Origin of the sequence: Flavobacterium sp. SOK18b, assembly GCF_014156605.1 — a bacterium.
GTDB lineage: Bacteria > Bacteroidota > Bacteroidia > Flavobacteriales > Flavobacteriaceae > Flavobacterium > Flavobacterium tiangeerense.
The window spans coordinates 1-13434 of record NZ_QKNZ01000089.1; the positions used below are offsets into that span (position 1 = coordinate 1).

Sequence of the window (13434 nt, forward strand, 5' to 3'; positions counted from 1 at the left end):
GTTATTTAGTTATGTCTTTATGTACGACAAGAAGTATAATTTGGTTTTCTTGATCTAAAAATTATTATAAATTACTGTAAATGAACACCAACTTGATTTTTTGCTTGGAGTAAAACATAACAATCATTACAATAATATTTAAGAGTTATAGTAGAATAAAACCTGCAGAAACGCTTTATAATTAATAGAGAAATGTTTAATTAACATGAATCGTTTTTTGTTTGTGTATTTTATGCAAAATAAATTGAATGACTCTGTAATTATTCTAAAAAATAACTTTCAAACAACAAGTTAAATCATAAAAAAAATAAAATTGAAAGAAAAAAATTCCTTTAATCAATTCATTTACAGCTAAATTTATGTTAAGGACTAAACTTTTTTGTTTTGCATTTGTCTTATAACAATACATCTTAAAACTAAAAAAATGAAAAAATTATTGATTGTATTGGTTTTGGCTTTTGGAATAACAAGTCAAGCACAAGAAAGAAAAACAAAAACTGAAAGCGCTAAAATGGAACGCATGAGTGCCGAACAAAAGAGAGCCTTACAGGTCAAGAAAATGACTCTTGAACTAGATCTCAATGCATCGCAACAAAAAGAAATTATTTCACTTCTTGCAGAACAGAGCACTAAACGTGAAGCGATGCTTGCTGATAGAAAAGCAAACAAAACAGCAGAAAAAAAACAACTGACATCTAATGAGCGTTTTGAGCTTAAAAACCAAATGTTAGACAATCAAATTGTGATGAAAGAACGAATGAAAAAAATTCTTTCGAACGAGCAGTTTAAAAAATGGGATGCTTCAAGAACAGAAAGACACCAACGAGCTGCTAAAAGACTAGCGTATCAGCATGGTAAAAAAACAAATAGAATGGAGTCTCACAGAAAATAAATGCTTATTTTATAAAAAACGCCCCAAATAGTACAAACTTTTTTGGGGCATTTTTATGTAAATATTTTTTACGTCAATCCTTCTTTTAAAAAGTTTTAGACACTTTATCAATGGCTTGAATGGTAAAATCTAGATCTTCATACGTAAGCGCATCAGTAATAAACCAAGTCTCATACGCTGAAGGTGCTATGTAAATTCCTTCTTGGAGTAAGCCATGAAAGAATTTCTTAAAGGTTTCATTATCTCCTTTTGCAGCTGTTTGAAAATCTACAACTGCGTTGTCATCAAAATGCACCGATATCATAGATCCAATGGTATTGATGGTAAAGGAAACATTATTATTAGTTAACACTTTGTTGATTCCTGCTGCTAGATAAGCTGTTTTTTCTTTTAATCGAATAAACACTTCTCTATCTGCGTCTAAGGCTTGTAACATGGCTAATCCTGCGGCCATAGCCAATGGATTTCCAGACAAAGTTCCGGCTTGGTAAACAGGACCTAATGGCGCAAGATAATTCATAATTTCTGCACGTGCTGCAAAGGCACCTACAGGTAAACCTCCGCCAATAACTTTTCCAAAACAAACAATATCTGAAGTAACTCCAACAAGCTCTTGAACTCCGCCTGCAGCAAGCCTAAAACCGGTCATAACCTCATCAAATATAAGCAGGATTCCGTTATCGGTACACAATTGGCGTAAGCCCTCTAAAAAACCTTCTTTAGGTGGAATACAACCCATATTACCCGCCACAGGTTCTACAATAATGGCTGCAATTTCATTAGGATTTGCTGTAATTAATTCCACAACATTATCTAAATCATTGTATCGCGCAAGCAAGGTATCCTTAGCCGTTCCAGCAGTAACACCAGGGCTATTAGGAGAACCAAATGTAATAGCGCCACTTCCTGCTTGGATCAAAAAAGAATCCGAATGTCCGTGGTAACAACCCGCAAATTTGATGATTTTATCTCTTTTAGTATAACCTCGCGCTAGTCTGATAGCACTCATACAAGCTTCTGTTCCTGAATTTACAAAACGAATTTTGTCAATATTAGGTACCATTTTTATGGCCAAAGCAGCTATTTGGGTTTCAAGCTCAGTTGGCATCCCAAAAGAGGTTCCTAATTTTGCTCTTTCAATTACAGCTTCAACGACAGGCTCATACGCATGGCCTAAAACCATTGGTCCCCATGAATTGATGTAATCTATTAGTTTATTTCCATCTTCATCATACAGGTATGCACCTTTGGCACTTTTTACAAAAATAGGTGTACCACCTACTGCTTTAAAGGCACGAACAGGAGAATTGACACCTCCAGGAATTACTTTTTCTGCATCAGCAAAAAGCTGACTACTTCTTTTATATAACATCTAATGAGTACTAATTATGTGTTTATACTTATTTTACAATTAACCGCTGACCAATAGCGAGTGCATTATCAGTGAGGTTATTTTTTTGTTTTAAATCCTCAACTTGTAAGGCAAATTTCTTTGCAATAGAATATAAAGTATCTCCTTTTTGAACTTCATAACTATCAGAATTCCAAGCTACTGAATTTTTATTAGAAATATTTAATTCATCGGTGATTTCCTTAATTTTAATATTTGAATTGATCCCTAAAACCAAATCATCGTATTGATGCAAATTATATCTTTCTATATATGAAATTAATTTATCCGGATATTTAGGATCAGTGGCGTAACCTGCAGCTCTTAAACCTTTGGCCCAAGCCTTGTAATCGCCTTTTTGATTTTCGAATAATTTAGCATACCTGTTTCTACTAGTTAAAAACAACGCATGATCTCTAAAAGACTCTGATGGATTTTCATATTTTCTAAAACATTCCTGAGAGGCATCATCATCATGATTGACTGATTCTCCAGTCCAACCAACATGGCATTTTATCCCGAAGTGATTGTTAGCACTCAAGGCCAAATCACCGTTTCCTGCCCCAGATTCAAGGATTCCTTGTGCCAAAATAATACTCGCCGGAATGCCATAGTTTCTCATGTTTCCCATAGCAATATCCTTGAATTTTGAAACGTATAACACAATGACATCACTGGTCACAACCGTTTTAGAGGTAGAAACTATGACTTCTTTTGGTACATTATGTACTGTTGCTTTTGATTTTTGAGATACCGCAACGCTTGGTTTTGTTGGCACTTTGGCAACAGTCTTTTTAGCTGGTTTATAGGTTTCGGGTTTTCCCTTTACAACAGTTGGAACACTTGCTCTTGGCGTGTTTTTTTTAGTTACAATAACGGGTTTAGTCGTATTACAACTTGCTAATACTAGCACTACAAGCAAGACTATATATTTTTTAAACATGTATATCAATAGTTGGTAATTGTTTGTTTTTTAACTTGATATTCATGCCTTGAATACCTTGTAAACCTCCTGTATGGATCATTAAAATTTTCGAATTTTCGGGAAAATAATTTTTCTCCATCAAATCAAGAACACCATAAACCATTTTACCGGTGTAAATGGGATCTAGTGGGATTTGAAAATCAACATTAAATTGATTTATAAATTGAACTAAAGTATCATTTACCTTGCCATACCCCCCAAAATGATACTCCGTATTTAATTCCCAAGCATTATTATTTACAAAATTACGAATTTCCTCTTTCAAAAAATCACCTTTTAAAGCAGGAAAGCCTAAAACTTTTTGATGAGGCAAAATACTGTTTATAATACCTGAAATTGTCCCCCCTGTTCCAACGGAGCAACAGATATAATCAAAATAACTATCCTCCTCATTTAGTATTTCCTCACACCCTTGTATGGCTAATGAATTTGTTCCGCCCTCTGGAATCAAATAAAAAGCACCCCATTTTTCGGTCCATTTCGCTAGATTTTCTGGTTCATTCTTACGCTGATAATCTGATCGTGAAACAAACTCAAACTCCATTCCGCATTGCTTAGCAAACGTTAATGTGGGATTTAAAACCGTTTGGTTCTTTAATTCATCCCCTCGAATAATACCAATAGTTTTAAAACCATTTTCATAACCTGCATAAGCTACTGCGGCAATATGATTTGAAAATGCACCGCCAAAAGTGAGCAACTGCTTTTCTTGCAATTTCTTAGCTTCAAGAATATTATATTTAAGCTTTCTGAATTTATTTCCTGAAACAAATGGATGTAACAAATCCTCTCTTTTGATGTATAATTCAATGGAGTTGGAGAACAGTTTCGCTACTTTTTGATTCAAAATATTTGATTTTAATACAAAGGTAAAACTAAAATGTATAAAAAAATGCAACCTTCTCAGATTGCATTTAGATTTTGTATGCTATTGAAATTAATTTTTGATAATTATTTTTTTGCCGAAATTTTTATTGTCTTTTGTAGTCAACTTCACAATATAAATACCATCTCCATAACTGGCTGTTGAAAAAGTAAAAGTTGCTTGATCACCCAAATCATCTTGGACAAAAATCAATTTTCCTGCCACATCATAGATTCCGCAAGATGCTAATTCTATTGAGTTTGGATTGCTTATTGTTAAGCTCTTAGAAGGATTGTTTTGGTAGACCATAAAGTCCTCTTTTGCGTTAGAATCTACTCCTAATGTTTTGTTGTCTTTAAAAGTAATCTCAAATTGTGTATTATTTTTACCAGCCGGCAGCACCATTTCATGAAAACTATTTTTGATATCATGATAGGTATCTTTGATTTTGTCGTGCAAATAAACGGCATTAACAGTAGGAACATTAACAATCTCTGAAACTGTTATTTTAAAATTGGCCTGTTTAGTGTTTTTAAATCCAATTGGGATTTTTTTATCTAGATCAAAGTTTACTGCATTAATTACATATTCAGAATCTTGCAAAACAAAATAAACATCGGCAGGAGAACTATCGCTTGATGACATTGCATCCATGGCACGATCTACTCCATCTGTTGCTTGAGGAATAAATGCAAGTGCTAACTGTCGAACCCCTTGGTTATTCATTAAGGTATTTAATCTTATTTGTGGTGTAAGCTCCGTACTTACCGTTTTATAATCAAATCCAGAAACAGATTGAATTTTAGACAAAAACTCAAAATCTGGATTCGTCTTTTTCTTACCAGAAGTTTTTTCAAATTGAGAATTGTTTGCTACCCCTTCTTTTACAAAAACTCTATAACTGTTTTTCATTTCTACAGTTCCATTTACTCTTCCATTAATCATAAAACCTTGTCCAATAGGTGAAAAACGTCTTTGAAAAATAGTCCCCAAACCAGTTATACCACCACTATTTCCCGATCCATCATAGGAATAAAAAGTAGCTGGCACATAAACGCCACTGCTACCTAATGTTCCCGGAGAAAAAGTACCATAACCTCCCTTATAATCCGTAATGTAATGGGAATTTACGGTTTTGTCTTGTTCCCAAAAATAAGCAATACCTGAACAATTTGTTTGTTCAAGCAAGAATGCAGAAAGATCAATCGCAGATGGGTATGGATTACCTGTGAGAGTGAACTGCAATAAGCCAACGGATATTTGTATTGTACCATCATTAGGTTTTCCTCTAAAATCATAACGTTGCTTACTTCCAGGGTTGTTTTGAACTCCATTTACAGTTATCGCATTTGTCCCCGAAGTGCCTTTCATTGTAAATCCTTCACCCGCATTTATAGTTGCTGCAGAACCTACTGCCAACCAACTCGCATAACTAGATGAACCTATTAATTTATTAATCCAAAAAGGGGCAATTCCAAGCGGACTTGCAGTTCCATTATAGCTATTTGAGGCTAATATATTAGGCTCGTTAAACCCAATAATACTAGTGACGTCCTTCAATTGACTTATACCAAAAGGGGAATTTCCTGTAGTAGCAGCAGCCCCACCTACCGGCGAACACCAATAATTATACTGAAAATTATTTGTGGAACCTTCTTGATATACAGATAAACTACCTAAACCACTGTTGCCTGTGTTAGTTGTAGTGCCTTGTAAAAGTTGCGCACTATCTCTCAAATAAAAATTACTTGTAGCAGCTTTGAGTTCTAATTGCTCTTTTATAAAAACCAACTCATTTGTAGCAAATACATAACTATTTGGACTCACATACATTTGTGCTTTACTTTCATTTTGAAAAAAAATGAATAGAAAAAAGAAAGCTCCTTTTTGAAGTATTGATGTGTTCATAAGCTTTTAAATTAGAAAGTATTAATTTTTTATATAAAAGCAGCTTTGCTAAATAGTTTTAAAATGTAGGTTCTAAAAATTCAAAAACAAAAGCATAAAACTGTTTTTCATTACCTAAATTTACAAAAAAAATAAAATACAAACAGACAAAAAAGCCGATAAAAAGTATAAATAATCGATGAAATACACTTTTTTAGTTTTAAAATATGTTTTTTCTTTCAAAAAATAAATAGACATAAATACTAAAAGTACTACCATTTTAGTTCTCATCTTAAAACAATAACGAAATGAAGGAGGTATAAAAACGTATACTATTTAAAAATAAATTTTAAAAAATTAAAGAAAGTACGTTTTTTTAAGAAGTTTAAATCTTGTTCATGCGTATAACACTCCCGCTCAAAGGAAATGTTTTTGTAAGCGAGATAACTATTTTTATAATGTAACAATCGAATGCAATACTCTAAAAGGTACCAAATAAAAAAAGGGAGAATTAGCAACTCGATTTGCTGCCTGATATGTATGCGTTCATGATTTAGTAAAATTGGATTTTCTTTATCTTTCTTGAATTTTACTATTACAAAAGGAAAAATCGTTAATCCACGATATCCTTTTGGAATTAAATATTTGGACACAATCAAAAACATTAGCACTAAAATTTATAAATTTGTAATCATACAAAACCTTAAAAAACCAATATTTTGCGGAATTGTAAAATTATATTCTCCAAAGTAGTATCAAAAAATAATGAGCCAAAGTAATGAAAATAAATTGATAGAAGGGGAAGATTTCTATTACACACCAGAAGGATATAAATGTTTTACCGAGAAACACCACCTTAAAAGAGGTTATTGTTGTAAAAACAACTGCAGACATTGTCCATACGGCTTTGATAAAAAAACAGGAACCAATAAAAAGTAATCGCATTTTAGAATCTAAATAACAAACAAAACTAGAGTGCCGGTTAAAAAAAACACATACATAAAATGGATATTTGTTCACAGAAATATAGAATCAAAATTCACAAATCCTACCATAGGTCGGATATTCGTTATCCTTAGTTGTTTCATTTTTCACAAGAAGTAAGTGCTTCTTTAACGAATTAGTGTATAAAAAAAACGAAACAACATTAAAAATGACTTTTCAAGAACAAATAGTACAAGGAATTCCTTCGGTTTTACCAAATCCAAAACCTTATGATATAAAGCGATTAGCTGACCTAACGACACAAACCGAAATTAATCATGCCCCAAAGCGAAAAGAAATCCTTTCGGATGATGAAAAAAAATTAGCACTAAAAAACGCTTTGCGCTATTTTGAGCCAAAACATCATGCGGAATTACTTCCTGAATTCAAAGCTGAGCTTGAAACTTTCGGAAGAATTTATATGTATCGCCTACGTCCTGATTATAAAATCTATGCGCGACCAATTCATGAATATCCAGGAAAATGCGAGCAAGCAAAAGCCATTATGTTGATGATTCAAAATAATTTGGACTATGCCGTAGCCCAGCATCCACATGAATTAATAACATATGGCGGCAATGGAGCAGTTTTCTCTAATTGGGCGCAGTATTTATTGACGATGAAATATTTGGCAGAAATGACCGAAGAGCAAACTTTAGCCATGTATTCTGGTCATCCCATGGGATTGTTTCCATCGCACAAAGAAGCGCCAAGAGTGGTTGTTACTAACGGAATGGTAATTCCAAATTACTCCAAACCGGATGATTGGGAAAAAATGAATGCGTTGGGCGTTTCTCAATACGGACAAATGACTGCTGGAAGCTACATGTACATTGGTCCACAAGGCATTGTACACGGAACTACAATCACGGTTTTAAATGGTTTTAGAAAAATTAAGAAATCGCCAAAAGGCGGATTATTCGTTACTTCTGGGCTTGGCGGAATGTCTGGTGCACAACCAAAAGCAGGAAATATTGCTGGTTGCGTAACTGTTTGTGCCGAAGTAAACCCAAAAATTACACACATTCGTCATTCGCAAGGTTGGATCAATGAAGTGATTGAAAATATCGAAGAATTAGTTCCAAGAGTTAAAAAAGCTTTAGAAAAACAAGAAGTAGTTTCCATTGCTTATCTCGGAAATGTGGTTGATGTTTGGGAACGTTTCGATAAAGAAAATCTGCATATTGATCTCGGTTCCGATCAAACTTCATTACACAATCCTTGGGCCGGAGGTTATTATCCAACTGGATATACTTTTGAAGAGTCGAATGAATTAATGGCAACTCATCCTGACAAATTTAAAGAAGAAGTTCAAAGGACATTGCGTCGTCATGCTGATGCAATCAATAAACATACAGCAAAAGGCACCTATTTCTTTGATTATGGAAATGCGTTTTTACTGGAAGCCTCTCGTGCTGGAGCCGATGTTTTTGCAGAAAATCATATCGATTTTAAATACAACAGTTACGTTCAAGATATTATGGGACCAATGTGTTTCGACTACGGGTTTGGACCATTCCGATGGGTTTGTGCCTCAGGAAATCCTGAAGATTTAGCCAAAACTGATAAAATTGCTTGCGATGTATTGGAAGAAATGATGACAAACTCTCCAGAAGAAATCCAGCAACAAATGGCGGATAATATTCAGTGGATTAAAGGCGCGCAACAAAATCAATTGGTTGTTGGCTCACAAGCCAGAATTCTATATGCGGATGCCGAAGGTCGAATTAAAATCGCCGAAGCCTTCAATCAAGCTATTGCTCGAGGAGAAATTGGATATATCATTTTAGGACGCGATCATCACGATGTTTCTGGAACCGATTCACCCTACAGAGAAACGTCCAATATTTACGACGGCTCAAGATTCACTGCTGATATGGCAATCCAAAACGTAATTGGCGATAGCTTTCGCGGTGCTACATGGGTTTCCATTCACAATGGTGGCGGTGTTGGTTGGGGCGAGGTAATTAACGGTGGTTTTGGTATGGTTCTTGATGGTACAAAAGAAGCATCAAAACGCTTAGAATCAATGCTTTTCTGGGATGTAAACAACGGAATTTCAAGAAGAAGTTGGGCAAGAAACGAAGGGGCTATTTTTGCAATAAAAAGAGCCATGGAAACGCAACCTTTGTTGAGAGTTACCATCCCTAATGTAGTTGACGAAGATTTATTATAGTTTCAGGTTTCAAGTCAAACTTTTCAAACCTGAAGCCTCAAACTTGAAACACTAAAATAAAACATTATGAAAACAATAAAATTTATTCCTGTATTATTACTCTTTGTATTTGCCTCATGCAGTTCGGTTAGAGTATACTCTGATTTTGATAAAAAAGTAGATTTCACTCCATACAAAACGTATGCGTTTCATAAAAACGGAATCGACAAAGTTGAAATTTCACAATTAGACAAGAAAAGAATCCTAAACGCTATCGATCGTGAATTGAGTGCAAAAGGCATGACCAAAAGCGAAGATCCAGATTTATTAGTCAACATTTTTACCAAAGAAAGAGAACGAGTTGATGTCAACCAATTCAACTCTGGATGGGGTTATGGCTGGGGTTGGGGTTGGAGTCCTTTTATGTGGGGAGGACAAAATACAATTGCTAGTACTTCAACTGAGGGGACACTTTTTATCGACTTAATTGATGCTAAAAAGAAAGAACTCATTTGGCAAGGTGAAGGTGTTGGGAATTTAACTCAAAACCGAAGAGACAAAGAAGAACGAATCAACGAATTTGTTGCTAAAATTTTAGAACAATTTCCGCCAAAAGAAAAATAGATATTACTACAATCAAACATATAGCCTACCTTTGCGTAGGCTTTTTTTATAGAAATTATGATACCACAAACCGATATTGCTACCTTAGACGATATAAAACTCTTAGTCAATACCTTTTATGCTCAAGTGCAAAAAGACGAAATAATAGGCCCTATTTTTAACGAAAAAATAGGCAACCGTTGGCCGGAACATTTAGAAAAAATGTACGGATTTTGGGAAACTATTTTGCTAGAAGTTCACTCGTATTCTGGAAGTCCTTTTCCACCTCACAAGCAGCTCCCTATTGGCAAAGATCATTTTAACCGTTGGATGGAACTATTTACACAAACTACCGATCAATTATTCCAAGGGCCACTGGCAGATGAAGCCAAATATAGAGCAAAAGCCATGGCTGATATGTTTCATTACAAGATTGACTATTTTCGTAATGCCGAAAAAAATCAGATTAATCCATCGTAACCCTATCAGCTGCAGCTACCTTATTTTTATCCAGTACACTATCAATTCTATGCGCAAATTACTTTTTTTAATTGTTCTTCCTGTATTTCTTTTCTCTTGTGCCAATGTAAAACAAAGCGCTGAGCACAGTCACATTCCGAAATTAAAGCTCTTAAACACTATTGAAATTCCGTTTGATGCTCAATTTCAAAACACAAAAATTGGTGGCTTATCTGGTATTGATTATGATCCAAAAAAAGACTTGTATTACATCATTTCCGATGATCGATCGATTTTTAATGAGGCTCGTTATTACACTGCCACTATAGCTTTGGAAAATGACCTACTGAAAAATGTTACATTTCAAAGTATGAGTACCTTAAAAAATGAAACCGGAAAACTATATGGCAACTGGAACACTACACCAAACACCTCAACCGATCCAGAAGACATCCGATTTAATCCAAAAACAAACACTTTGGTATGGACCAGCGAAGGAGCTCGAGTAATGACCGCAGATAAGGAAATTTTGCAAAACCCTGCCTTGAACTTCATGACTACAAAAGGTGATTTTCTAGGAAATGTAACACTACCAGAAAATCTAAAAATGCAAAAAACAGAAAAAGGTCCAAGAAACAATGGCACTTTGGAAGGCATTACTTTTGATAAAAACTATAAAAACATTTACACCAATATCGAAGAACCCCTATTTGAGGATGGTAACCAAGCCACAACTAGCAAAGGAGGTCTTATACGTTTGTACCAGTTTAATGCCAAAACTGGTACAAATACGGCTCAATACGGCTATCTTTTAGACCCTATTGCCCGCGAACCCAATCCGAGTGGTGCTTTTGCTGTCAATGGAATTTCGGCAATTCAGTATTACAGTAAAAATAAACTACTTGTTGTAGAACGCTCCTACTCTACGGGAACGCAAGAATGCACAGTAAAAGTTTTTTTGTGTGACCTAAAAAAAGCAACTAACGTTAAAAACAACTCCTCCTTACTGAACCAAAACATACAATTGGGATCTAAAAAACTGGTTCTAAACATGGATGATTTAGGGATTTTTATTGATAATATCGAAGGAATTACGTTTGGTCCAAAGTTGGCTAATGGCAATCGATCTTTAGTCTTGGTTTCAGACAATAATTTTGCGGAGAAACAGAAAACACAGTTCTTTTTGTTTGAGGTGATGGAGTAGGAAATCCGAAAATATCTTATCATTCGCAACTCCCCTAGCCCCGATTCCAATGGAAAGCTTTTTGAAAAAGCCGTTTTGATTTTTCTTGTTTATAAAAAGCGACCGCAGGAAGCTCTTTTATAAACTTTAGAAAAACAAACGGGTTTGCAAAAACTTGCAATGAAAAGCGGGAATTAGCTCCTGAATTTCGTATTTTTGCATAAAAACTACAACGTTTTCGACATGAACACAACTATAGAAAGCAATCCGTTATTAGACCGATTGCCAAAACACTTACAACAATTTATTAAACCTCAGGACTATAGCGACTATACACCTATAAATCAGGCGGTTTGGCGTTATGTGATGCGCAAAAACGTGGATTATTTATCTAAAGTGGCACATAATTCCTACCTCGAAGGGTTGAAAAAAACAGGTATTGAGATAGACAATATCCCGAGTATGTATGGCATGAACCGCATTCTGACCGAAATAGGCTGGGCTGCAGTTGCAGTTGATGGTTTTATTCCGCCCAATGCTTTCATGGAATTTCAAGCCTATAATGTACTTGTAATTGCATCGGATATTCGCCAACTCGAACATATTGAATACACTCCTGCACCCGATATTATTCACGAAGGTGCTGGTCATGCACCGATTATTGCTAATCCAGAATATGCGGAATACCTTCGTCGTTTTGGAGAAATAGGCTGCAAAGCAATTTCTTCGCACAAAGATTACGAAATGTACGAAGCTATCCGACTGCTTTCAATCGTGAAAGAAGCCGAAGGCACACCGCAAGCTACAATTGATGCTGCCGAAAAAGCAGTTGAAGATTTGCAAAACAACATGGGCGAACTCTCAGAAATGGCCCAAATACGCAACTTACACTGGTGGACGGTTGAGTACGGATTAATTGGGACGGTTGAAAATCCTAAAATATATGGTGCTGGTTTGCTGTCCTCTATAGGCGAAAGTGCGCATTGTATGACTCAGGAAGTGAAGAAAATACCTTATGATATTTCTGCAGCCAACCAGAGTTTTGACATTACTAAACTGCAACCACAGTTGTATGTTACACCTACATTTGCCTATTTAAATTTAGTTTTAGAAGAGTTTGCTAATAAAATGGCGTTGCGTACTGGTGGATTATCTGGTATTAACAAATTGATTGATTCGAATGCTTTAGGGACTATCGAATTGAGTACTGGACTGCAAATTTCAGGTGTTTTCAGCTCGGTTATCGAACATGAAGGCAAACCCATTTACATACAAACTACCGGAAAAACGGCGCTCGCATACAGAGAAAAAGAATTAGTAGGTCATGGAACATTGACACATGCTGAAGGTTTTGGTAGCCCAATAGGCAAACTTCAAGGCATCAATCTAGCTATTGAGGATATGAGTCCAAAAGACTTGAACGCTTATGACATACTCGAATCAAAAACGGTGACATTAGAGTTTGAGGGCGGTATTACGGTTAAAGGTGAAATTATTACAGGCTCCAGAAACTTACAAGGTGAAATTACTTTGATTCGTTTTAAAAATTGCACGGTAACACATGGTGAAACGGTTTTATTCCAGCCAGAATGGGGCGTTTATGATATGGCAGTGGGGAAGAAAGTAACTTCTGCATTTTCAGGTCCTGCTGATGTGAATAGTTTTGATTTGATTTCGCATTTGCCATCGAGCACTACTATAAAAGCAAAACATACCGCTGAGCGTGATGATTTAGAAATTTTATATCAAACAGTTCGAAATATCAGAGAAACAAAAGATAAAGAAACGTCTTTGAGACCCATTTTTGAAAAAATACAGAGCAATCATCCTAACGATTGGTTGCTTGCGGTAGAACTTACAGAACTACTTAAAGACAGAAGCGAACCTCAATTACTGCAAGAAGTTTTGGTGTTTTTAGATCAAATGAAACTAAAAAGACCCGAAGTATCTCATTTAGTTACAGGAGGTTTGGACTTGATTTTTGATAAAGAAAAAGTATAATACACTAAAAATATTTATTTAGTAGTCCGA

At 35.2% G+C, this 13434-nt stretch carries 11 protein-coding genes; 7 read left to right on the forward strand and 4 right to left on the reverse strand.

What is annotated here, in order from left to right; genetic code table 11:
- Positions 1-424 precede the first annotated feature (424 nt).
- Complete coding sequence (locus tag DNC80_RS12660) at positions 425-892, forward strand: hypothetical protein (protein WP_182651543.1); 468 nt, start codon at positions 425-427, stop codon at positions 890-892.
- A gap of 85 nt (positions 893-977) precedes the next feature.
- Here the strand turns inward: DNC80_RS12660 and hemL are convergent, their stop codons facing one another.
- The 4 genes from hemL to DNC80_RS12680 form a co-directional block, all read right to left on the reverse strand.
- On the reverse strand, positions 978-2264 hold the full coding sequence (gene hemL, locus DNC80_RS12665) for a glutamate-1-semialdehyde 2,1-aminomutase (RefSeq protein WP_182651544.1): 1287 nt from the start codon (positions 2262-2264) through the stop codon (positions 978-980).
- Between the two features lie 28 nt (positions 2265-2292).
- On the reverse strand, positions 2293-3225 hold the full coding sequence (locus tag DNC80_RS12670) for a glucosaminidase domain-containing protein (protein WP_182651545.1): 933 nt from the start codon (positions 3223-3225) through the stop codon (positions 2293-2295).
- Entirely contained in the window at positions 3218-4114 is an 897-nt protein-coding gene (locus DNC80_RS12675) for a 1-aminocyclopropane-1-carboxylate deaminase/D-cysteine desulfhydrase (protein ID WP_182651546.1), read from the reverse strand. The genes DNC80_RS12670 and DNC80_RS12675 overlap by 8 nt, the downstream gene beginning before the upstream one ends.
- A gap of 90 nt (positions 4115-4204) precedes the next feature.
- Complete coding sequence (locus DNC80_RS12680) at positions 4205-6040, reverse strand: T9SS type A sorting domain-containing protein (RefSeq protein WP_182651547.1); 1836 nt, start codon at positions 6038-6040, stop codon at positions 4205-4207.
- A 744-nt stretch (positions 6041-6784) separates the two neighbouring features.
- On the opposite strand from DNC80_RS12680, the gene DNC80_RS12685 reads away from it, so the two are divergent.
- The 6 genes from DNC80_RS12685 to DNC80_RS12710 all read left to right on the forward strand — a co-directional run bounded on the left by DNC80_RS12685 (position 6785) and on the right by DNC80_RS12710 (position 13404).
- Positions 6785-6958, forward strand: coding sequence for a DUF5522 domain-containing protein (locus tag DNC80_RS12685; RefSeq protein ID WP_220485246.1), 174 nt, complete (start codon positions 6785-6787; stop codon positions 6956-6958).
- Between the two features lie 214 nt (positions 6959-7172).
- Entirely contained in the window at positions 7173-9179 is a 2007-nt protein-coding gene (locus DNC80_RS12690; RefSeq protein ID WP_182651548.1) for a urocanate hydratase, read from the forward strand.
- A 66-nt stretch (positions 9180-9245) separates the two neighbouring features.
- Complete coding sequence (locus DNC80_RS12695) at positions 9246-9782, forward strand: DUF4136 domain-containing protein (RefSeq protein WP_182651549.1); 537 nt, start codon at positions 9246-9248, stop codon at positions 9780-9782.
- 57 nt (positions 9783-9839) lie between these two features.
- A complete protein-coding gene (locus tag DNC80_RS12700; protein WP_182651550.1) occupies positions 9840-10241 on the forward strand; it encodes a group III truncated hemoglobin in 402 nt (133 codons plus the stop codon).
- 49 nt (positions 10242-10290) lie between these two features.
- Complete coding sequence (locus tag DNC80_RS12705) at positions 10291-11424, forward strand: esterase-like activity of phytase family protein (protein WP_182651551.1); 1134 nt, start codon at positions 10291-10293, stop codon at positions 11422-11424.
- Positions 11425-11646: 222 nt separating this feature from the next.
- Positions 11647-13404, forward strand: coding sequence for an aromatic amino acid hydroxylase (locus DNC80_RS12710; RefSeq protein WP_182651552.1), 1758 nt, complete (start codon positions 11647-11649; stop codon positions 13402-13404).
- Positions 13405-13434 lie beyond the last annotated feature (30 nt).

Coding starts and splice junctions, on each gene's coding strand:
- DNC80_RS12680 (WP_182651547.1), bottom strand. CDS start 6,040: ATGAACACATCAATACTTCAAAAAGGAGCTTTCTTTTTTCTATTCATT.
- DNC80_RS12705 (WP_182651551.1), top strand. CDS start 10,291: ATGCGCAAATTACTTTTTTTAATTGTTCTTCCTGTATTTCTTTTCTCT.
- DNC80_RS12685 (WP_220485246.1), top strand. CDS start 6,785: ATGAGCCAAAGTAATGAAAATAAATTGATAGAAGGGGAAGATTTCTAT.
- DNC80_RS12690 (WP_182651548.1), top strand. CDS start 7,173: ATGACTTTTCAAGAACAAATAGTACAAGGAATTCCTTCGGTTTTACCA.
- hemL (WP_182651544.1), bottom strand. CDS start 2,264: ATGTTATATAAAAGAAGTAGTCAGCTTTTTGCTGATGCAGAAAAAGTA.
- DNC80_RS12670 (WP_182651545.1), bottom strand. CDS start 3,225: ATGTTTAAAAAATATATAGTCTTGCTTGTAGTGCTAGTATTAGCAAGT.
- DNC80_RS12700 (WP_182651550.1), top strand. CDS start 9,840: ATGATACCACAAACCGATATTGCTACCTTAGACGATATAAAACTCTTA.
- DNC80_RS12710 (WP_182651552.1), top strand. CDS start 11,647: ATGAACACAACTATAGAAAGCAATCCGTTATTAGACCGATTGCCAAAA.
- DNC80_RS12695 (WP_182651549.1), top strand. CDS start 9,246: ATGAAAACAATAAAATTTATTCCTGTATTATTACTCTTTGTATTTGCC.
- DNC80_RS12660 (WP_182651543.1), top strand. CDS start 425: ATGAAAAAATTATTGATTGTATTGGTTTTGGCTTTTGGAATAACAAGT.